General features: G+C 69.4%; 18 protein-coding genes. 8 read left to right on the top strand and 10 right to left on the bottom strand.

Features of this window, described 5'->3' with window-relative positions; all coding sequences use genetic code 11:
* Positions 1-191 precede the first annotated feature (191 nt).
* Positions 192-1,757: an adenylate/guanylate cyclase domain-containing protein gene (locus HCA44_RS02290; RefSeq protein ID WP_169646871.1), complete on the bottom strand. Its 1,566-nt coding sequence runs from the start codon at positions 1,755-1,757 to the stop codon at positions 192-194.
* A gap of 43 nt (positions 1,758-1,800) precedes the next feature.
* Here HCA44_RS02290 and nucS point away from each other — a divergent pair, with 43 nt between their 5' ends.
* The gene (nucS, locus tag HCA44_RS02285) at positions 1,801-2,460 is read left to right on the top strand and encodes an endonuclease NucS (protein WP_169646870.1); all 660 of its coding nucleotides are present in this window, start codon (positions 1,801-1,803) and stop codon (positions 2,458-2,460) included.
* Between the two features lie 24 nt (positions 2,461-2,484).
* Here nucS and HCA44_RS02280 read toward each other — a convergent pair whose 3' ends face one another.
* Positions 2,485-3,135 carry an amino acid-binding protein gene (locus tag HCA44_RS02280; protein WP_169646869.1) on the bottom strand — a complete coding sequence of 217 codons (651 nt, stop codon included), beginning with the start codon at positions 3,133-3,135 and terminating at the stop codon, positions 2,485-2,487.
* A gap of 181 nt (positions 3,136-3,316) precedes the next feature.
* Between HCA44_RS02280 and gatC the strand changes: the two genes are divergently transcribed.
* On the top strand, positions 3,317-3,616 hold the full coding sequence (gatC, locus tag HCA44_RS02275; protein ID WP_169646868.1) for an Asp-tRNA(Asn)/Glu-tRNA(Gln) amidotransferase subunit GatC: 300 nt from the start codon (positions 3,317-3,319) through the stop codon (positions 3,614-3,616).
* Positions 3,613-5,097 carry an Asp-tRNA(Asn)/Glu-tRNA(Gln) amidotransferase subunit GatA gene (gene gatA / locus HCA44_RS02270; protein ID WP_169646867.1) on the top strand — a complete coding sequence of 495 codons (1,485 nt, stop codon included), beginning with the start codon at positions 3,613-3,615 and terminating at the stop codon, positions 5,095-5,097. Before gatC ends, gatA begins: the two co-directional genes overlap by 4 nt.
* Here gatA and HCA44_RS02265 read toward each other — a convergent pair.
* Both HCA44_RS02265 and HCA44_RS02260 read right to left on the bottom strand, forming a co-directional pair.
* The gene (locus HCA44_RS02265; RefSeq protein ID WP_169646866.1) at positions 5,037-6,377 is read right to left on the bottom strand and encodes an alpha/beta-hydrolase family protein; all 1,341 of its coding nucleotides are present in this window, start codon (positions 6,375-6,377) and stop codon (positions 5,037-5,039) included. The genes gatA and HCA44_RS02265 overlap by 61 nt on opposite strands.
* Positions 6,374-7,051, bottom strand: a complete 678-nt coding sequence (locus HCA44_RS02260; RefSeq protein ID WP_169646865.1) for a hypothetical protein — start codon at positions 7,049-7,051, stop codon at positions 6,374-6,376. Before HCA44_RS02260 ends, HCA44_RS02265 begins: the two co-directional genes overlap by 4 nt.
* Before the next feature lie 180 nt (positions 7,052-7,231).
* Between HCA44_RS02260 and HCA44_RS02255 the strand changes: the two genes are divergently transcribed.
* The 4 genes from HCA44_RS02255 (at position 7,232) to gatB (ending at position 11,788) form a co-directional block, all read left to right on the top strand.
* On the top strand, positions 7,232-8,398 hold the full coding sequence (locus HCA44_RS02255) for a histidine kinase (protein WP_169646864.1): 1,167 nt from the start codon (positions 7,232-7,234) through the stop codon (positions 8,396-8,398).
* A gap of 27 nt (positions 8,399-8,425) precedes the next feature.
* Complete coding sequence (locus HCA44_RS02250; RefSeq protein WP_169646863.1) at positions 8,426-9,088, top strand: response regulator transcription factor; 663 nt, start codon at positions 8,426-8,428, stop codon at positions 9,086-9,088.
* An 88-nt stretch (positions 9,089-9,176) separates the two neighbouring features.
* Complete coding sequence (locus tag HCA44_RS02245; protein ID WP_169646862.1) at positions 9,177-10,208, top strand: ATP-dependent 6-phosphofructokinase; 1,032 nt, start codon at positions 9,177-9,179, stop codon at positions 10,206-10,208.
* A gap of 68 nt (positions 10,209-10,276) precedes the next feature.
* Entirely contained in the window at positions 10,277-11,788 is a 1,512-nt protein-coding gene (gene gatB, locus HCA44_RS02240; RefSeq protein WP_169646861.1) for an Asp-tRNA(Asn)/Glu-tRNA(Gln) amidotransferase subunit GatB, read from the top strand.
* 12 nt (positions 11,789-11,800) lie between these two features.
* Here the strand turns inward: gatB and HCA44_RS02235 are convergent, their stop codons facing one another.
* A complete protein-coding gene (locus HCA44_RS02235; protein WP_169646860.1) occupies positions 11,801-12,925 on the bottom strand; it encodes a PQQ-dependent sugar dehydrogenase in 1,125 nt (374 codons plus the stop codon).
* A 132-nt stretch (positions 12,926-13,057) separates the two neighbouring features.
* Here HCA44_RS02235 and HCA44_RS02230 point away from each other — a divergent pair, with 132 nt between their 5' ends.
* A complete protein-coding gene (locus HCA44_RS02230; RefSeq protein ID WP_346764527.1) occupies positions 13,058-13,864 on the top strand; it encodes a DoxX family protein in 807 nt (268 codons plus the stop codon).
* Positions 13,865-13,918: 54 nt separating this feature from the next.
* Here the strand turns inward: HCA44_RS02230 and HCA44_RS21225 are convergent, their stop codons facing one another.
* From HCA44_RS21225 to ilvD, 5 genes are all read right to left on the bottom strand, one after another.
* The gene (locus HCA44_RS21225; protein WP_169646931.1) at positions 13,919-16,459 is read right to left on the bottom strand and encodes an MFS transporter; all 2,541 of its coding nucleotides are present in this window, start codon (positions 16,457-16,459) and stop codon (positions 13,919-13,921) included.
* Between the two features lie 211 nt (positions 16,460-16,670).
* Positions 16,671-17,483 carry a YceI family protein gene (locus tag HCA44_RS20870; protein WP_346764526.1) on the bottom strand — a complete coding sequence of 271 codons (813 nt, stop codon included), beginning with the start codon at positions 17,481-17,483 and terminating at the stop codon, positions 16,671-16,673.
* A complete protein-coding gene (locus HCA44_RS02215) occupies positions 17,480-18,250 on the bottom strand; it encodes a carboxypeptidase regulatory-like domain-containing protein (RefSeq protein ID WP_169646859.1) in 771 nt (256 codons plus the stop codon). Before HCA44_RS02215 ends, HCA44_RS20870 begins: the two co-directional genes overlap by 4 nt.
* 180 nt (positions 18,251-18,430) lie before the next feature.
* Positions 18,431-18,943, bottom strand: a complete 513-nt coding sequence (locus tag HCA44_RS02210; protein ID WP_206037502.1) for a MarR family transcriptional regulator — start codon at positions 18,941-18,943, stop codon at positions 18,431-18,433.
* Between the two features lie 137 nt (positions 18,944-19,080).
* A complete protein-coding gene (ilvD, locus tag HCA44_RS02205; protein ID WP_169646858.1) occupies positions 19,081-20,922 on the bottom strand; it encodes a dihydroxy-acid dehydratase in 1,842 nt (613 codons plus the stop codon).
* Between the last annotated feature and the right edge of the window lie 46 nt (positions 20,923-20,968).

Below are 20,968 nucleotides of genomic sequence, written 5' to 3'. Positions count from 1 at the left end.
GAGCCCCTGACATTTTTGGATGTCGGGGGCTCACGGCGTTTCACCACCATTCCACGTTTTCACGTGCGCACCATCGCAATTCGGTTTCGAGTCCAGCCGGCAGTGAACGGCCCTCGTCCACAGTGGGTCGCATCCCCACCGCGCCTCACCGGAAACCCGTGCGGCTCTCCAGCCGCTGGGGGCCAGAATCCTCAGACTTCGTTGTGCGCTGCGCCTTCGAGCGGGACTGCCAAGTCGGTCGGTTCCAGTCGTCCACGCAGGGTGACGGTCTTCGCTGTGTGCCACAGCGCGCGTTCGTCTCCGTCTGCAGCGTCGACGGCACGGCTCGATGCGACGAGATGACCGGGAACGGACTTTGCCTGCTCGCACAGTCGGGCCGCTTCGTTGACCGGGTCGCCGATAACGGTGTACTCGAAGCGTTGGTGCGCCCCGACATTGCCGGCGACGGCACGGCCCGCGGCGATGCCGATGCCCGCGGTGCACTCGGGAACGTCGCGGGCGAGGCGATCGCGGATCGCGCGACCCGCGGCGAGCGCGCTACCTGCGGGGTCGGGCATCGTGTTCGGTGCGCCGAAGACGGCGAGTGCCCCGTCGCCTTCGAACTTGTTGACGAAGCCGCGTCGACGGTCGATCTCGTCCACCACGACGAGGAAGAACCGATTGAGCAGGTCGACGACCGCCGCGGGGCTGTTCTGCGCCGCCAGCCGGGTCGAGCCGACGATGTCGACGAACAGCACAGCGACGTCGCGCTCCTCGCCGCCGAGCTCCGGATTGCGCTCGACGGCGTTGCGGGCAACCTCGTGTCCGACATGCCTGCCGAAGAGATCCCGGATCCGTTCGCGCTCGCGCAGTCCTTCGGCCATGCGGTTGAAACCGTTCTGCAGCACACCGAGTTCGGTGGCGTCGTAGACGACGACGGCGGTATCGAGATCGCCGCGCTCGACCTGCTGCATCGCTCGCTGGACCGAGCGCAACGGCGCGGTGGTGGCACGCACGCTCACGACGACGAGCAGCAATCCCACTAACAGAATGACTCCGCCGAGCGCGAGGATCGCGACGGCAAGGTTGGCCGGCTCGGCGGGACGGATGAACGTGAAGATCGCGATGAGCATGAGGCCGACGACCGGTACACCGGTACCGAGCAGCCATGCGACGACCGTGCGCCCGGTGACACCGAGTGACCGTCCACGCGGGATGCCGCCGGCCTCGAGGGCACGTGCCGCGACGGGCCGCAGTGCGAACTGCGCGAGCAGATTACAGAATGCGCTGACCGTGACCCCGGTCAGCGCGATCGTGAATGCGATCTTGGGGACCACGTCGAGGTCGATGAGGCCGTAGAGCGCGGTGATGATCACGAAGCACGCGGCCCACAGCGAGGCCTGTAACCGCGTGAGACGACCCGGCGCCGCGAACGCGGCGCGGCGGTCGGCCTCGTTCGGAACGAGATCTCGCGTCGCCCACCGCAGGTCGCGGGTGAGTCGGCGCGTCCCCCAGGTGATACCCACGAGGACCGCGAGCACGACACACACCGGGACGGCGACGAAGTTCACGAGCGCGAATTCGCGCGTCAGGGTGGACGGACCGGGCAGAACGACACTGACGAGAGCGATCGCGACACCGGCGCCCACGAGGTTGGTGACGACCAGCGGGACGGTGAGGAGAGCCTGCACACGGATGCGCTGGATCCGTGTGTTCTCGTCGGGTGAGCCGAGGAGCCACGAGCCCATGGGTGCTGCAGATCGCTGTGGTAGCTGCATGGTGATACGAGGGTAACGGCAGCGATCGCCTAGTGTGGCTGACGTGCGTCTCGTGATTGCTCGGTGTCAGGTCGACTACGCGGGCCGGTTGACGGCCCATCTCCCGATGGCCAAGCGGCTGTTGATGGTCAAAGCGGACGGTTCGGTGCTCGTGCACTCCGACGGAGGTTCGTACAAGCCTCTCAACTGGATGTCGCCACCGTGTTGGCTCGTCGAGGACGCCGGCGTGTGGACGGTCGAGAACAAGGCCGGCGAGCGCCTCATCATCACGCTCGAGGAGATCCTGCACGATTCGTCACACGAACTCGGTGTCGATCCCGGCCTCGTCAAGGACGGCGTCGAAGCGCACCTGCAGGAGTTGCTTGCGGAACACGTCACGACCCTCGGCGACGGATGGACGCTCGTGCGTCGCGAGTTCCCCACCGCGATCGGCCCGGTCGACCTCATGTGCCGCGACAGCGACGGCGCCTCCGTGGCGGTGGAGATCAAGCGGCGCGGCGAGATCGACGGTGTCGAACAGCTCACGCGCTATCTCGAGCTGCTCAATCGCGATCCCCTGCTCGCACCGGTCACGGGCGTCTTCGCCGCGCAGCAGATCAAGCCGCAGGCGCGCACGCTCGCCGAAGACCGCGGTATCCGCTGCCTCACTCTCGATTACGACGTGCTGCGCGGTACCGACTCGGCGGAGTTCCGACTCTTCTGATCGCTGCGGGCGTCGTCCGCAGGGTCAGGACAGGACCGTCGCCACGATGCCGGCGACGTAGCCGAGGCGGGCGATCTCGGACGGCCGGAAGTCAGGTCCGCCAGGTCGGCCCAACAGCAGAGCCTTGCCAGTCGCACCGAGTGGAGCCGCGGCGAGTGTCGTATTGAGATCGCGCCACACCGGCGGCACCCATTCGGCATCCTGATCGAGGCGCAGCGGGGCGTCCAACGGTAGCCACGGGACATGCGTCGCATGTGTTTCGGGTGCTCCGGACGAGCCTGCGACGCGGTACGCGCCCTCGGGCCCGATCGCGAGGACCGTGGCCCAGCCGACCCGCAGCACGCGCGGCGCACCGTCGACGAGGGTCTGCAGCTTGTCGTGCGGAGCGCCTGCGACCTGGTCGATGAGCTCGAGTTCGCGGTGCGTGTCGAGGATGCCTGCGTACGGGCGGATCGAATCGACGTGCACATCCGGCAGTGCCTCGGCGGCCGTGATCAGCGTGTCGGGCAACGCGCCCGGTTCGACGTCGACCACGAGGTCGTCGATCGCGAATCCTGCCCCGCGTTCGACGACGTCGAGTGACAGGATGTCCGCGCCGACCGAACCGAGGGCCACGGCGAGCGAGCCGAGGCTGCCGGGGCGGTCGGGGAGGCGGACGCGCAGCAGATACGACACGACGTCCCTTTCACCGATGTGCGGGATCGTTCTCCCGCTCCGGGTGGACCATACCCACCCGGCGGTGACGGCGCCGTGTCGCGCAGCCGCAGGACCGCGGCCGGGCGCTGCCTGCACGGCCGTCGAGTCGACGTTCTAGGCTGGTAGGGCAATCCTTCCGTAGACGTGAAAGGGGCCAGCGGTGCCTGACATCTCCCGTGACGAGGTCGCGCACCTCGCGCGGCTGTCCCGATTGGCGCTGTCCGACGCCGAACTCGACGAGTTCGCGGGCCAGCTCGATCAGATTCTCGCGGCCGTGAAGACGGTGAGCGAGGTTGCGGCCGACGATGTCCCGCCGATGGCGAACCCGAACTCGGTGGCGAACGTCACGCGTCCCGACGTCGTGGTTCCCGGCCTCACTCCGGATCAGGCGCTCGACCAGGCTCCTGCCGTCGAACAGCAACGTTTCTCGGTTCCGCAGATTCTGGGAGAGGGCGAATGAGCGCCGAACTGACCACCCTCGACGCGTCCGAACTCGCGGGCCGGATCCACAATCGCGATGTCTCGTCCGTCGAGGTCGTCGAGGCGCATCTGCAGCGCATCGCGGCGGTCGACGGCGACGTCAATGCGTTTCTGCACGTCGCGGGGGAGCAGGCGCTCGTCACTGCGAAGGAGGTCGACGAGTCGCTCGCCGCGGGCGACGAACCGGCGTCGCCGCTAGCGGGTGTCCCGCTCGCGCTCAAGGACATCTTCGCTACGACGGACATGCCGACGACCTGTGGTTCGCGCATGCTCGAGGGCTGGGTGTCGCCGTACGAGTCGACGGTGAGTGCCAAGCTCCGGGCGGCAGGCATCCCGATCCTCGGCAAGACGAACCTCGACGAGTTCGCGATGGGCTCGTCGACCGAGAACTCCGCGTACGGACCCACCAAGAACCCGTGGGACACCTCCCGCATCCCGGGCGGCTCGGGCGGCGGCAGCGCCGCGGCGCTCGCGTCGCGGGAGGCGCCGCTCGCGATCGGTACCGACACCGGCGGATCGATCCGTCAGCCTGCCGCACTCACCGCGACGGTCGGCACGAAGCCCACCTACGGCACGGTCTCGCGCTACGGCCTCGTGGCATGCGCGTCGTCGCTCGATCAGGGTGGCCCGTGCGGGCGCACGGTGCTCGACACGGCGCTGCTGCACGAGTTGGTAGCGGGACACGACCCGCGGGATTCGACGTCGATCGACGCCGCCGTGCGTCCGATCGTCACCGCGGCCCGCGAGGGCGCGCGCGGCAACCTGAAGGGCGTACGGGTCGGCGTGGTGTCCGAACTGCGTTCGGACAGCTATCAGCCGGGCGTGATCGAGTCCTTCGACGCCGCGGTCGCGACGCTCACCGAGCTCGGTGCCGAGGTCGTCGAGGTGTCGTGCCCCAATTTCGTGCACGCACTCGCGGCCTACTACCTGATCCTGCCGAGCGAGGTGTCGTCGAACCTCGCGCGGTTCGACGCGATGCGCTACGGCATGCGCGTCGACGACGGCGCGATGAGCGCCGACCAGGTGATGGCGGCGACACGCGAAGCCGGTCTGGGGCCGGAGGTCAAGCGCCGCATCATGATCGGCACCTACGCGCTGTCGGCGGGCTACTACGACGCGTACTACGGCCAGGCGCTCAAGGTGCGCACGCTCATCGCGCGCGACTTCGAGCGTGCATACGAGCAGGTCGACGTCCTGGTGGCGCCCACGAGCCCGTTCACGGCGTGGAAGCTCGGCGAGAAGGTCGACGACCCGCTGGCGATGTACCTGTCGGACCTGTGCACGCTGCCGACCAATCTCGCGGGCCACTGCGCGATGTCGGTGCCGTCGGGGCTCGCATCCGACGACGGTCTTCCGGTGGGGCTCCAGATCATGGCGCCCGCACTCGCCGACGAGCGGCTCTACCGTGTGGGGGCCGCGTACGAGGCGGCGCGTGGAGAGTTGTCCGTGCCGACGCTGTGAGCGCACCCGGGTAGGTCGAGGCCCTGCTCGTCGCCGTAGCGGTGGCCGTGCCCGGCCGGTACGTCGAGTGCGGTCAGCAGGTCGATCGTCGTCTGGACGAAGCTGATGCCGGGCAGCCAGCCGGGCACGGGCGCATCGGGCGTCGTGTCCGGTAGTACCGGCGGCCGCACCGCGAGTGCCGGGGTCCACCGGATCACCGGATCGGACGAGTTGGCGAGTACCGCCCCGCCTGCGGTGAGTGTGGAACCCGTCGGCGGGCCGGCCCACAGCGCGCCGCACACCTCCCGGGTGGATGCTGCGAGTGCCGTCGATCCGCCCACTGCGCCGAGGCTCTGGCCGTAGACGTACAGGTCGGGTCGCCGATCGGGCGGCAGTTGCGCGATGCGGGCGGCGACGGCGTCGAGCAGGGCGGTCGCGCTGTCGTCGGCAGCGGACCTCTGGAAGAGATAGCTCACCCAACTCGGGGCGGCGGTGTACTGCATCGCGACGATCGCGACGTCGCCGTCGAACCGTTCTTCGAATCCCTCGAGCGCATTCTCGTCGACCCATCCCGAACCCGTGGGCACCGCGACGACGACGGCCGAACGCGCGAAGCCGTGTGCGCCGTCGAGTTGCCCGACCGCGGCGCGTGCGCGAGCGGGTGCGTCCGAGTTCTCGGTGAGGCCCAGGTAGACGCGGACACCGTCTCGGCCGCCGTCGGAGTGTGCAGTGACGAATCGTCTGCCGTGTTCGCCGAGTGCACTCCACGTCTCGGCTTCGCCGGTGTACGCGGCGGGGACCGGTCCGGGGTCGGTGGGTCCGGGCGCGACGGCACCCGCGCCGCCGTACGCACAGAGGGCGACGGCCGTCGCCGTAGCGACCGCGCCGAGTGGGCCGACGCGTCTGCCGAGAGCGCGCGCAGCTCGCGCGGCTGCCACGGCGCAGACGAAGGTCGCGGTCGCGACCAGGATTGCGCCGATCCAATGGCCGGGGCCGACCGGCGCCAGCCCCATCGCGCGTCGCAGGCCGTCCTGCCAGTGGTCGGCCGCGAGCATGCCCGCCGCGACTGCGACCGCAGCGGCGAGCAGCGTGAGCACGCGTGCGGACTGCCGCGGCGCGACGTGCGGAATCAGTGGCACGCGGCGAACGAGCGCGAGCGTGCACAGTGCGAGGCACCCGCACAGCGCGGTCGCGAAGCCCTGGACGACGGCGGAGCGGGGCAGCAGTCCCGGCGCGAGCGACACCAGAACGGCAACGGTGACGACCGTGATCGTGAGCGTCCGGGGCAGCGGCGTGTTCACACGATCACCGCGTCTGTCGTCGCGGCACGCGGAGCGCGCACCCTGCGGTGCCGATGGGCGGCCACCAGAGCCACGCCCACCGCAAGAGCCGCTCCGCCGCCGACCCCGAGCAGCATCCGTTCGTCGGCCGGGACCCCGTCGTGCTGCCGGAGCGAATTGACCCGGACGGCCGTGGCGGCGATGTCCGCGAACGCGGTGCAGGTCGTGCGGGGCGCGCCTTCCGGGCGGCTCTCGCACGCGGCGTGCATGTTCCGGTCGAGATCGGCGTCGAGCGCCTTCCTCGCCCACGGTCCGAGCTCGGAGCCGGCGGCGGCCGAATAGCGCAACAGGTCGTAGCCGAGATCGTGTCGGCGGCAGGCGGGTTCGAACTCCGTCGGCAGTGGAATCGGCGACGAGCACACGCCCTCGGGCGCCGCGAGGTGGCCGTCCTCGAGGACAGGCGCGTAACCCATCACCGTCTCGAAGTCAGCGGGGAGAGCGCCGGTGACTTCGGTAGCACCGGTGGCGCCGGCATTCCCGGTCATCGCCTCGATCACGCGCTCCGCTGCCGTTCGCTCGCGGCCGGCGTCGTCCGTCGTAGCCGCTGCGGCCTGTGCAGTGGTAGCCGGAAACCATGCCGCGGCGGCGACGAGCATCGTGGTCGCGAACGTTGCTCTGCGTCTGCGATTCGTCATGTCGACGACGCTAGAAATCGCCCGTACCCTGCGTAATCGCCCGGCGGAGTGGTTACCGTCCCGCCCGTCGGGGTGACCCGGCGCCGCAGGTGCCCCGCGCGAGCCATGTCGAACTCACCCCGTGGTATGACGACACGCGCGATCCGCCTGCATAGGCTCGGTACGGTGAGAGGTACACGGATGGTTCGCAGGGCGGGTGGCCGCACGGCATCGGCGGTGCGCCGTGTGCCCGCATCGCGGCTGCTCGACGTAGGCATCGTCGTCGTCACCCTGACGTTGTTCACCGTCTCGTGGCCCACGATGCATCTGACGCACGACGTGCCCTACCCGGTGCAGCCCTTCGTGGCGGCCCTCGTCGCGTTCCCGTTCTTCCTGATCCGGCTCAATCCCGCACTGGGTTGGGCGATCTCGGCAGCCGGCGCGCTCGTCTTCCCGGTCGCGTTCGACCTGAACTCGGACTACTCGTATCCGTGGCAGGTGGTGCACATCCTCGTACTCACGGCGTTGCTCGCGGCGGTCGCGATGCGCGCCGCGGTACCGATCGTCGGCGTCGCCTGGGTGACGACCGCGTTGCTGTTCCTGGCGATGGCGCCGGGCCAGGACGGACGGGGTTGGGCGGTCGGTATCACCACCCTGGTCGCGTTCGGCCTCCTGGTGCGCTGGCTGGTGTCCTCGCGCAGGCAGCTCGCGAAACAGGAGGAGGTGAGTGAGCTCGAGCGTGCGCGGCGGTCGATTCTGGAAGAACGTGCGCGGATCGCGCGCGACCTCCACGACGTCGTCGCACACCACATGTCGATGGTCGTGGTGCAGGCGCAGAGCGCGCCGTACCGGCTCGGCGGGGTGTCCGACGACGTCAAGGCCGAGTTCGACTCGATCGGCGCGTCGGGACGGGCTGCGCTGGACGAGATCCGCGGCATGCTCGGAGTCCTGCGCAGTGACGGGCAGTCCGGCGAGCACATGCCACAGCCTGGTGCCCGCGACGTCGACGGACTGCTCGACGCGACCCGCAGGACGGGTGCCGACCTGCGCGTGACCACGACGGGTGACCCGGCCGCGGTCGGCGAGACCGTGGGGCTCGTGATGTACCGGATCCTGCAGGAGTCGCTCGCGAACGCGGTGCGGCATGCGCCGGGTTCGCCGATCGAGGTTTCCGTGGACTTCGCTGCGCCGCAAAGTATGTCGATCTCGAACGAGTCGGTACCCGCGGCGCAGACGGTCGGCGCACTGTCGAGTGGGACGGGCGGGCACGGTATCCCGGGAATGCGCGAGCGTGCACGTGCGGTCGGCGCCCGTCTCGAAACCGGTCCGCGTTCGGACGGCGGTTTCGACGTGCGAGTGGCCTTCTGAGCCGCCCGCGTGCCTAGGCTGTCGGGCGTGGCGATCACTGTTTTCATCGCGGACGATCAGGCAATGGTGCGACAGGGTTTCGGCGCGCTGCTCGCGGCGCAACCCGACATCAGCGTGGTCGGCGATGCCCCCGACGGGCGGGCCGCCGTGCGTGAGGTCGCGCGCATCCGCCCCGATGTCGTGCTGATGGACGTGCGGATGCCCGAGATGAACGGACTCGACGCCGCTCGCGAGATCCTCGCGAGCGGCTACTCGCCGCCGGTACGCGTGCTGATGCTCACGACGTTCGACATCGACGACTACGTCTACGACGCGCTCGGTGCAGGCGCGAGTGGGTTCATGCTCAAGGACGCCCCGGCCGACGAACTGGTGCGGGCGGTGCGCGTCGTCGCCGCGGGCGACGCGCTGCTGGCACCCACCGTGACGCGTCGGCTCATCGAGAACGTCACGAAGCGGCGTGCCGCACCGCGCCGCGCGTACGACGGTCTCGCCGCGCTCACGCCGCGCGAACGCGAGGTGCTCGAACTGCTCGCGCGTGGATTGTCGAACTCCGAGATCGCGGTGCACCTGTTCGTCGCGGAGCAGACCGTCAAGACGCATGTCGGGAAGGTGCTGGGCAAACTCGGTGTGCGCGACCGAGCGCAGGCCGTCGTCGTCGCGTACGAAAGCGGTGTCGTGACGCCGGGCTGACCGTCCGGTTCCCCGCGCGCGACGCGCTCGCACCGGATACGTTCGAGTCACGGAGCACTGCGAGTACACGAGCCGAGCGGGGGCACGTATGCGTATCGGAATCCTCACCGGGGGCGGCGACTGCCCGGGACTCAATGCGGTCATCCGTGCTGTGGTCCGCACCGCCGACCGCCGGTACGGCAGTACCGTGGTGGGCTTCCGTGACGGGTGGCGCGGGCTGCTCGAGGACAGTCACACCCTGCTCGAGGCGAACGAGCGCATCGACCGCATCCTCACCCGCGGAGGCACGATCCTGGGCACCGCACGCGTCAACCCGAGCCGTCTGCGCGAAGGCTTGCCGCGCATCAGGCAGACCCTCGCGGACAACGAGATCGACGCGCTCATCCCGATCGGCGGCGAAGGCACCCTCACCGCGGCGCACTGGTTGTCCCAGTCCGGCGTGCCGGTCGTCGGTGTGCCGAAGACGATCGACAACGACATCGCCATCACCGACGTGACGTTCGGCTTCGACACCGCCGTGTCGGTCGCGACCGAGGCGATCGACCGGCTGCACACGACGGCGGAATCGCACCAGCGGGTCATGCTCGTCGAGGTGATGGGACGGCACGCGGGGTGGATCGCGCTGCACGCGGGCATCGCGGGCGGAGCCCACATGACTCTCGTGCCGGAGGAGCCTTTCGACGTCGACGACGTGTGCGCGCTGATCGAGGACAGGTTCGCGCGTGGCGACAAGCACTTCATCTGTGTGGTGGCCGAGGGTGCCGCGCCCAAGCCCGAGTCGATGGCGCTGCGCGAGGGCGGGATCGACGAGTTCGGGCACAAGATCTTCACGGGCGTCGCGCAACAGTTGGGTGACGAGATCGAACGCCGGATCGGCAAGGAGGTCCGCACGACGGTCCTCGGGTATACCCAGCGTGGCGGTACTCCCACCGCGTACGACCGGGTGCTCGCGACCCGGTTCGGTCTGCACGCGACGGATGCCGTCCACCGCGGCGACTTCGGCAACATGGTGTCGTTGCGGGGCACGTCGATCGACCTCGTGCCGCTGGCCGACGCGACGCGCGAACTCAAGCGCGTGCCGCTGACTCGCTACGCCGAGGCGTCCGCCATGTTCGGCTGACGGCCGGTCGGGCGCGGGTGTCGCGGTCGCATGACCCGCGGCAATCGTCGCCGCCTAAACTCGGAGGCATGACTGCCCTGGACGCCCCGGAGATTCTCGACTACGACGACGTGCTCGCCAAGTACGACCCGGTCCTCGGCATGGAGGTCCACGTCGAACTCGGCACGAACACGAAGATGTTCTGTGGGTGCCCGACGGCATTCGGGGCCGAGCCCAACACGCAGGTGTGCCCGGTGTGCCTCGGACTGCCGGGTGCGTTGCCGGTGGTCAACCAGGCGGCCGTCGAGTCCGCCGTCCGTATCGGGCTCGCACTGAACTGCTCGATCACGCCGTGGGGCCGGTTCGCGCGCAAGAACTACTTCTACCCGGATCAGCCGAAGAACTACCAGATCTCGCAGTACGACGAGCCGATCGCGCACGACGGCTTCCTCGACGTGCAACTCGACGACGGCACCACATGGCGCGTCGACATCGAGCGCGCGCACATGGAGGAGGACACCGGCAAGTCGCTGCACGTCGGCGGCGCGACGGGCCGTATCCACGGCGCGAGTCACTCGCTGCTCGACTACAACCGCGCGGGCGTTCCGCTCGTCGAGATCGTGACGAAGCCGATCACCGGTGCGGGGGAGCGTGCCCCCGAGGTCGCGCGCGCCTACGTCACCGCGCTGCGCGACCTGCTGCGCGCGCTCGAGGTGTCCGACGTCCGCATGGACCAGGGATCCTTGCGCTGCGATGCCAACGTGTCGCTGATGCGCAAGGAGGCGACCGAGTTCGGCACCCGCACCGAGACGAAGAACGTCAACTCGCTCAAGAGCGTCGAGGTGGCGGTGCGCTACGAGATGCGCCGTCAGGGCGCGGTGCTCGAGGCGGGCGGCGAGATCGTGCAGGAGACGCGGCACTTCCAGGAGGCCGACGGCACGACGTCGCCGGGCCGTCGCAAGGAGACCGCCGAGGACTACCGGTACTTCCCGGAGCCCGATCTCGAGCCCGTCGCCCCCGACGCCGAGTGGGTCGAGGAGCTGCGCGCCACGCTGCCCGAGCTGCCGTGGCTGCGCCGGGGACGCATCCAGGAGCAGTGGGGCGTGTCCGACGAGGTGATGCGCGACGTCGTCAACGCGGGTGCTCTCGAGCTGATCCTCGCGACCGTGGAGGCGGGCGCGCCCGCGGACGCGGCCCGCAGCTGGTGGGTCGCCTACCTCTCCCAGCAGGCCAACACGCGTGGCGTCGAACTCGCCGAACTGCCCATCACGCCCGCGCAGGTCGCCGAGGTCGTCGCGCTGGTGGCGGCGCGCACGCTCACCAACTCGAATGCGCGCAAGGCCGTCGACGGCGTGCTCGCGGGCGAGGGTGGTGTCGCGGCGGTGGTCGAGGCGCGTGAACTCGCGACCGCCACCGACGACGGTGCCGTCGCGCAGGCGGTCGCCGAGGTCGTGGCCGCCAATCCCGACATCGTCGCCAAGATCAAGGACGGCAAGACCAAGGCCGCGGGTGCGCTCGTCGGTCAGGTCATGAAGGCGACGAAGGGCAAGGCCGACCCGGCTCGCGTCAACGAGCTCGTGCTGGAGGCGTGCGCGGGCTGACCCGGCTTCGGGTCAGTCGAATCCGCCGCCTCCCGACGGGGGTGGAAGCTTGACCACGCGGTCGTCGGTCGGGCCGGGCTCGCCCGACGTCTTGTTGACGGTGCCCGCCCACAGTTGGCCGTCGGACGCGATCGACGCGCTGCCGAGTGCACCGTAGCGATCCTGCGCGAGCAGCCCCGGTGCGGCCGTCACGGCACCGGTCTTCGGATCGGCGGCCAGGACGGACATCGCCTTGCCGTACTCGAGGGCCACCGCGACGACGCCTGCCGCCGCGACGCATCCACCGACGCCCGGCCGATCGGGCCACGTCCACACCGGAGTGGAGACCGTTCCGTCGGTACCGACCCGCTGCAATCGGTCCTGCAGCGGCATCCGGTCGGTGACCCACGTCGCGACACCGGGCTCGACGCACACGCCGCCCGGCGCGCCCAGTCCGGTCAGGACGATCTCGGGGCGTGTCGAGCCCGAAGTGGTGAGGTCGCGCACCCGCAGCAGTTTGCCGCCGAGCGAGCCGGGATCGGTCGCCGCGGCCGCGTCGCCGCCGTCGCCGGTGGCCACCATCAGTTCGCCGGCGCCTGCGAACTCGAGCGACCCACCGTTGCCGGACGCGCCGCGCGGGATGCCGGACAACACGGGTTTGGGCGTGTCGCCGGGCGCGACGCGGACGACTCGATTGTCGGATCCGGTCGTGACGTACGCGTAGATCAAGTTGTCCTCGGCGTAGGTGGGGGACAGCGCGATGTCGGTGAGCCCGCCGTCCGCTCCCGCGTCGACGTCGACGCGCGCGACCTCGCGGGGCGGTTGGCCCGCGGTGACCTCGAGGATGCGTCCGGTGCGCCTTTCGCCGACGAGCGCGTGCTGCCCGTCGGGGAGCACCACGAGCCCGCCCGTCGTGTCGAGGCACGTCGCGACCACCGCGGGATCGGCGTCCTGGCACGGGCCGAGCGGGCCCGGCGGTGTCGCGGGCTCCGACGACTCGGGTGGCTGCGGGCTTTCCGGCTGTACCTCGCCCACCGCCATGTCGGACGGCTCCGGGGTGAACGGGGAGGCCGACGAGTCGTCGAACTGCGCGCACCCGCCCGCGGCCACGAGGGCGACGCACACCGCGGCGATGCCTACCGTGCGAGTTCCCCTCATGCGCATCCCCTCGGTGTGTCCCCGCCTCGTCCCGCGCGCCGTCATGGTGCAGACGTTACGGAAAGCGACCGGGTCACCGCCACGCCGGTCGTGTTCCCCGCAGGTGCCTGCCCACGCCCTTACCCTGAGCGCGTGAGCGACATGCGCAATGACCCCACAAGTCGGCTGTCCACCGGTCGCGGCACGAGTGGTGCGGATGCAGGCACGTCCGCGGGCGACCTGGGCAGACCGTCGCTGAGCCCGTTCGACGACCTCCCGACCGAGAGTTTTCCAGCCGGGCGCTCCGGCGCGCCCGCCGAACCGTCGACCTCCGACGCTGCAGCCACGGAGATCTTGCCGACCAGTGGTGCGTCCACGGCCGGGCCCGCAGCGCCGACGCCGGCTGCGGGCACGCCCTCGCATCGCGAACGTGACACGAAGACGGGACGCGGCACGCTCGACCTGGGATTGCTCGCACTGCGCCTGGTCGTAGGCGGCACGCTGCTCGTGCACGGTCTGCAGAAGCTCACCGGACTCTGGAACGGGCCGGGTCTCGACGGATTCGAAACCCTCCTCGCGGAGGGCGGCTTCGATCAAGCACGTGCACTCGCCGTCGCCGGGGCGGTCGGCGAGACCGCGGCGGGTGTGCTGCTGGTGCTCGGGCTGCTGACTCCGGTCGCGGCCGCAGGCGCCTTGGCGTTGATGATCAATGCGTGGGCGTTTCGGCAGGCCGCCGAACCGGGACTCGCGTACTTCGCACCGGACGGTGTCGAGTACGAGACCCTGCTCGGCGTGTGCGCCGGGGTGTTGATACTCACCGGCCCCGGCCGGATCGCGCTCGACGGGCGCCGTGGTTGGGCCACGCGTCCGTTCGCCGGGTCGCTCGTGCTCGCTGTGGTCGGGATCGCGGGCGGAGTCGCGCTGTGGATATTCCTCAACGGGGCCAACCCACTCGTGTAGCTGCGGCGCGGTGCCCGTGCGTCCACGGGCACCGCGACGCGTGTCCGCAGTGGCTCAGTGCGGTGCGGCGTCGAGACGCGCGTGTGCTCCCGAACCGGCCGCGCTCGGCACCGGGGTACTGCGGAGGACGATGTCGGCGACGGCCTCGCCGTCTCCGCTCACCACGGCACGGACCGCAGCGGGCTGGTACGCACTCGTGACCAGCGTGTAGCCGCCGTCGGTCAAGCCCTCGACGCGATAAGCGCCCGCATCGTCGGTGACTGCGCGGCCCACCACGGTGCCCGACGAGTCGACTGCGGTGACGGTCGCGCCGGCGACCGGACGCTCGCGCATCCGGACGGTGCCGGTCGCGCCGCCGACGCTCGACAGCACCATCTCCGCGACGCTCGGCGTCCCGGGCTCGACGCGCACGACTTCGCTCACCGGCTGGTGTGCCTCCGCGGCTGCCGTCACGACGAGATCGCCCGGTGGGAGTCCGTCGATGCGGAACGAACCGTCCTCGTCGGTGCGGGCTTGCGCGACGACACTGCCCGACGAGTCCATCACGACGACCGTCGCACGCATCGTGCCGATACGAGAGCGGATCGAGCCGGTCAGGACACCGCCGCCCGACAACACGAAATCACGTCGTCGCGGTGCGCTCTCGTCGAGTGCGATCGTGACGGCTTGCGGATCGAATCCGGTGTCGGTGACGATCACCGTGTACGAGTCCGCGGGCAGGTCGCCGACCGAGTAGGCCCCGTCGGGCCCGGCGACCGTGCGGGCGCGTTGCAGCCCGTCGGTGCCCGTGACCGTGAGCACGGCGCCCGGCGCGGACACCCCGCCGTCGGCGAGCGTGACATAGCCGTGCAGGACGGTGCGCGACGCGCCGACCGACACCGTCTGGGCCTCTCCTGTGCTCCCGTCCCGTTCCGCCACCACCAGCTCGGACGGTACGAGGCTGCCCGACTCTCCCGCGACGCCTGCGAGTTCGGCGCCCACGGACTCGTGGTGCGCGTCGGGCGGCGTGTTCGGGCCCGTCATCAGCGACGCGATCGCGCCGATCACGCACGCCACGATCGCGAACGTGAAGGCAACCGACAGGCCGTCGGCGAAGGGGCCGGAGATCAGGTGCGGAAAGAAGTCGAGGCCGGTGAGATGGGCCTGCTGATCCGGGCTGAGCGAGCCGAGATGCGGACCGAGGAGTTCCTTGATCGGGTTGTAGCCGAGGAACGCCGCGAACAGAATCGCGACCGCGGGCAGGTCGGCGACGGACGTCGCCTGGTCACCCGGTACGCCGTTCTCGACGAGACCGTCGTGCATCGCCGCGGGCAGATGGCTGCTGAGTCCGGCGATCATGAGGCTGAAGAACAGGCCGATCGACAGCACCATCGCGGCGTTCTGGAAGGTCGTCATCATGCCCGCACCCGAGCCACGTGCGTTGGCGGGCAGGCTGTTCATCACGACGGCACGGTTGGGCGACGAGAACATGCCCATGCCGATTCCGTTGATCAGCAACACGATCGCGAAGACCCAGTAGTCGAAGTCCACCGGCAGGGCAATCATCATCGCGAAGGTCGCGGCCGTGATCGCCATGCCGATGGTGGTGAACCAGCGCGCGCCGATCCTGTCGGAGAGCACGCCGGACACGGGCGCCGACACGAGGAAGCCGATCGTCATGGGCACCATGTAGATGCCTGCCCACAGCGGTGTCTGGGTGTAGTCGTACCCGTGCTGGGGCAGCCAGATGCCCTGCAGCCAGATGATGAGGATGAACTGCAGTCCGCCGCGGCCGAGCGCACCCATGAGGTTCGCGATGTTGCCCCACGTGAACGCGCGGAGCTTGAACAGCGACAAGTCGAACAGCGGCTTGGCGACCCGTGTCTCGACGACACCGAAGATCACCAGGACGATTGCGCCACCGATCAGACAGGACAGCACCATCGGGCTGCCCCAGCCCATCGACGACGATCCGTACGGCTGGATGCCGTAGGTGATGCCCACGAGCACCGCGATGAGACCGACCGCGAAGGTGATGTTGCCCCACCAGTCCATCTGGGCGTCCTGCCGGATGCCGGTGTCGTGCAGCTTGAGGTACGCCCAGATCGTCCCTGCCACACCGAACGGCACCGACACGAGGAACACGAGATTCCAGTTGATCGGCGCAAGGACACCACCGATGAGCAGGCCGATGAACGAACCGGAGATCGCGGCGACGCCGTTGATGCCGAGTGCGAGCCCACGCTGGTGGGTCGGGAAGGCATCGGTGAGGATCGCCGACGAGTTGGCCATCAGGAAAGCGCCGCCGATGCCCTGCACCACTCGCCACGCGATGAGCCAGATGGCCGCGGCCGGGCCGTCGAACCACGTGACGGCGAGGAAGATCGACGAGACCGTGAACACCGCGAAACCCATGTTGTACATGCGTGCGCGGCCGTACATGTCGCCGAGGCGGCCGAAGCTGACCACCAGGACGGCGGTGACGACCATGAAGCCCATCATCATCCACAGCAGATAGCTGGTGTTGCTGCTCTCGAGCGGGTTGAGTTCGATGCCCTTGAAGATGTCGGGCAGTGCGATCAGGACGATCGACGAGTTGATCGTGGCGACGAGCATGCCGAGCGTCGTGTTCGACAGCGCGATCCACTTGTAGTGCGGGCCGAGTTCGTCGGGCGATCGGTGCTTGCTGCGCCGGGGAGCCGCGGCGTCGTCGGTGCCGGGCGCCGTCGTGGTTGCGGCGGTCACGGTGTGCTCCTTCCGGAGTCCGGTCGGGACGGATCGAGATCGGGCAGAGTGCGGTCGGGCGGCGTGGGACGGGGAGTAGTGCTCACCGCTCGCGCACCGCCTGCACGTCGAGCTCGACGCGCACCGTGTTGCCGATCTGCGCGACGCCCGAGATCAGCTTCTCGTCGAACGAGATCGCGAAGTCCTTGCGGTGCAGTTCCGCGGTCGCGTGGAAGGCGATGCGCTCGCCACCCCACGGGTCGTCGACCTGCCCCAGACAGGTCACATCGAGCGGTACTTCCCGTTCGACGCCGTGCAGCGACAGACGTCCGTCGAGGGTCCATCGGCCGCGCGCGGCAGGACGCATCCCGCTTCCCCGGTATTCGAGCAGCGGGTGGGCCTCTGCGTCGAGGAATGCGGGGGAACGCAGGATCTCGTCACGCATTCGGTTGTTGGTGTCGAGGCTCGCGGACTTCATCTCGACCTCCACCGCGGAGTTCTCGAGCGGGGCCGTGGCCGTGATCGTGCCCGCGAACTCGGTGATCTGCCCGCGAACGCCTGCGATGCCCAAGTGGCGCACGGTCATTCCGATACTCGAATGCGCGGGGTCGATGGCCCACGTACCTGCGGGCGGAACCGGCGCCCCGCCTTCGCGTTCGAGTTCCACGTCACCGAGCGCAGCCGTGCCGCCTTCGGGGACGATCGCGACCCGCGCGAGCGGCGCGAAGCCGGCCGCGGTGACGATCGCCGTGTGTGTGCCTGCCGGAATCGCGTCCGGTACCGCGACAGTGCCGTCGGGATCGGCGGTGACGCGGGAGAGCTGCTGCCCGGTCAGGCTGGTGACGGTGAGAACCGCGTCGCCGACCGCCCACCCGTCGCTGGATCGGATACGTGCGGTGATCGCCGGTGCGTTCACGAGTGCTGCTCCTGTCCGAGTCGGACGTCGTGCCGGCAGTGCACACCGCCCACGACGTGGATGGAATCGGTGACCGGCGCGACCCCGTCGGTGATGACGGTGTAGGTGCCGTGGGCGACTCCGGAGAATGTGTGCTCGCCGTTCTCGTCCGTGGTACCGACCGCGACGAGTGAGCCGGCGTCGTCGACCACGGTCACGGTCGCCCCGCCGACGGGAGTGCCGTCCCCGGTCCGCACGACGGCACGCAGCCCCGTCGTGGACGTGAGCACGAGGTCGTGGGTCAGATTCCCGGATGCGGGCACACGGATCTGCTGTGCGGTCGGTGGGATCGACGGCGACGCGGCGACGAGTGTGTAGTCGCCTGCAGGTACACCCGCGAAGGCGAAGGTGCCGTCGGCCGCGGTGGCGCGATTCGCGACCACCGAGCCCGTCGAATCGGTGATCGTGATCGTGACGTCCGCGATGCCGGGGCCGGTGGGGGTCGTCCGCACCGTTCCGGAAAGCAATGCGGTGGGGGACAATTCGATGTCGACGTGAGTCGGGCCGTCGCCGACGGCGATCGTCGCGGCTTCGGGCCTGCACGACGGCGCGGCCGCGACAAGGACGTACCCTCCCGCACTCGGGACGTCGACGGTGAAACGACCGTCGGTTCCGGTGCGTGCCCGCGCGAGCTGGCTGCCCGACCGGTCGATCAGGGTGAGTGCCGCCTCCGCCACCGGTGTGTCGCCGCCGGAACGAACCACGCGGCCCTGCACCAGCGCGCTCATGTGCGTACCCGCGTTCGGAACCGTGTGTCGGGTGCGTGACTCAACCTGTCTCCTTTCGCCGGGTGGTCCGGTCGTGCGGACCGAAAACAATTAGCGTGCGTAAGGAAAATAGGGGAGTTCGTTGCACACTACAACTAAAAATCGGACAAGAGTGTGCGTTGCCACACAATCACGTCGGAATCAGTCCCGGTGATGCGTCCGGTATGTCTCGAACGCTGTATTTGCCTGACTCAGCAGGCTTTCCAGCATCTCGATCGACGCGTCGTCCCAGTCGCGCAACACGCGCGCGAAGTGTGCCGCCCGGCGGCGGCGGTTGGAACGGAACACGGAGATGCCGCGTTCGCTGGGGGACAGGAGCCACGCGCGGCCGTCCTCGGGATCGCGGTGCCGCTCGACCAGGCCGAGATCGACAAGTAGGGCCGCCTGCCTGCTGAGCGTCGAGACGTCGGAGTGCACCGCCTCGGCGAGTGCGGTGATCCGCTGACTGCCGTCCGTGACCAGATGGGCGAGGATGACGTAGGCGGCACGCTCGAGCGTGCCGACCTCGTCGGTCGCGATGTACTCGCTCGCGCGCCGGATGCGGCGCACCAGGCGGTACATCTCGTCGCTCAGGGCGGCGACGGATTCGAGGTGCGCGGAGGTGAACTCGTCGCCGGACTCGCGGGGCGAACCCGTCTCACCGTGTGAACTCAACGCACTGCACCTCACCACGAGCGACTCCGACCGGGTCATCGTATACGCGACGCGCCGCGGCCGGCGCCTCGTGAAAGGACGCCGGCCGCGGCGCGGTGCAGGAGCGGCTCGAACTCGTAGTCCGAGAACATCCGAGACTAGGGGACCTGACGCACAGCTCCCTTGTCGGCGGACGTCGCAAGCGCCGCGTAGGCGCGCAGGGCGGTGGTGACCGGACGCTCGCGGTCGACCGGCTGCCACGGCCGCTCCGCGGCTTCCATCTTCGCGCGGCGCTCGGCGAGTACGTCGTCGTCGACGAGGAGTTCGAGTGCGCGCGTGCGGACGTCGATACGGATCTGGTCGCCGGTCTCGACGAGTCCGATGACGCCGCCCGACGCCGCTTCCGGGGAGATGTGGCCGATCGACAGACCCGACGTGCCACCGGAGAAGCGGCCGTCCGTGATCAGTGCACACACCTTGCCGAGGCCCGCGCCCTTCAGGAATGCGGTGGGGTGCAGCATCTCCTGCATGCCCGGGCCGCCCTTGGGACCCTCGTAGCGGACGACGATCACGTCACCGGGCTTGATCTGCTTCTGCAGGATCACCGAGACGGCTTCCTCCTGCGACTCCACGACCACGGCCGGACCCTGGAACGAGAACAGCTCCTCGTCGATGCCTGCGGTCTTGAGGATCGCGCCGTCGACGGCGATGTTGCCGCGCAGCACGCACAGGCCGCCCTCGACCGTGTACGCGTGCTCGATGTCGCGGATGCAGCCGCCCGCGGCGTCGGTGTCGAGCGACGACCATCGATTGTTCGTCGAGAACGGTTCGGTGGTGCGAACTCCACCGGGCGCGGCATGGAACAGGTCGATCGCCTCCTGGGACGCCTTGCCGGAGCGGATGTCCCAGGTGTCGAGCCACTCGTCGAAGCTCGCGGTGTGCACGGTGCTGACGTCGGTGTGCAGCAGGCCCGCGCGGCGCAGCTCGCCGAGGATCGCGGGGATGCCGCCGGCGCGATGCACGTCCTCCATGTGGTAGTCGGAGTTCGGGGAGACCTTCGACAGGCACGGCACGCGACGGCTGATCTCGTCGATGGTGGACAGGTCGAAGTCGACCTCACCCTCCTGCGCGGCGGCGAGCGTGTGCAACACCGTGTTGGTGGATCCGCCCATCGCGACGTCGAGTGCCATCGCATTCTGGAATGCCTTGGGGGACGCGATGTTCCGCGGCAGGACGGACTCGTCCTCGTCGCGGTACCAGCGCAGCGCGGCTTCGACGACCGTGGTGCCCGCGCGCTCGAACAGCGCGTGGCGGGCCTCGTGGGTGGCGAGGGTCGATCCGTTGCCGGGCAGGGCGAGACCGAGCGCCTCGGTGAGGCAGTTCATCGAGTTGGCGGTGAACATGCCCGAGCACGAGCCGCATGTGGGGCACGCACTGCGCTCGACCTCGTCGAGTCCCTCGTCGGAGACCGAGTCGTTGGCCGACGCGGAGATCGCGGTGATGAGGTCGGTAGGCGCCTGGGCGACTCCGCCGACGACGACTGCCTTGCCCGCTTCCATCGGGCCACCCGACACGAACACGGTCGGGATATTCAGGCGCATCGCGGCATTGAGCATGCCCGGGGTGATCTTGTCGCAGTTCGAGATGCACACGAGCGCATCGGCGGTGTGCGCGTTGACCATGTATTCGACCGAGTCGGCGATGATCTCGCGGCTGGGGAGCGAGTAGAGCATGCCGCCGTGGCCCATCGCGATGCCGTCGTCGACGGCGATGGTGTGGAACTCGCGCGGGACGCCGCCCGCGGCACGTACCGCGTCGGCGACGATCTCGCCGACGTTCTTGAGGTGGACGTGGCCGGGAACGAACTGCGTGTACGAGTTCGCGATCGCGACGATGGGCTTACCGAAGTCGGAATCGGTCATGCCGGTCGCGCGCCAGAGTGCGCGCGCGCCTGCGGCATTGCGACCTGCGGTGGTGGTTCGTGACCTCAGCGGGGGCATGGGCTGTTCCTCGAGGGCTGCTAGGGGGACGGTTGGGAACGGATTC

The sequence above is a fragment of the Rhodococcus sp. HNM0569 genome (genome assembly GCF_012726205.1).
Taxonomy (GTDB): Bacteria; Actinomycetota; Actinomycetes; order Mycobacteriales; family Mycobacteriaceae; genus Rhodococcus_F.
Note: the sequence above shows the minus strand (reverse complement) of the source record. Positions and strands in the feature narration are given on the sequence as shown.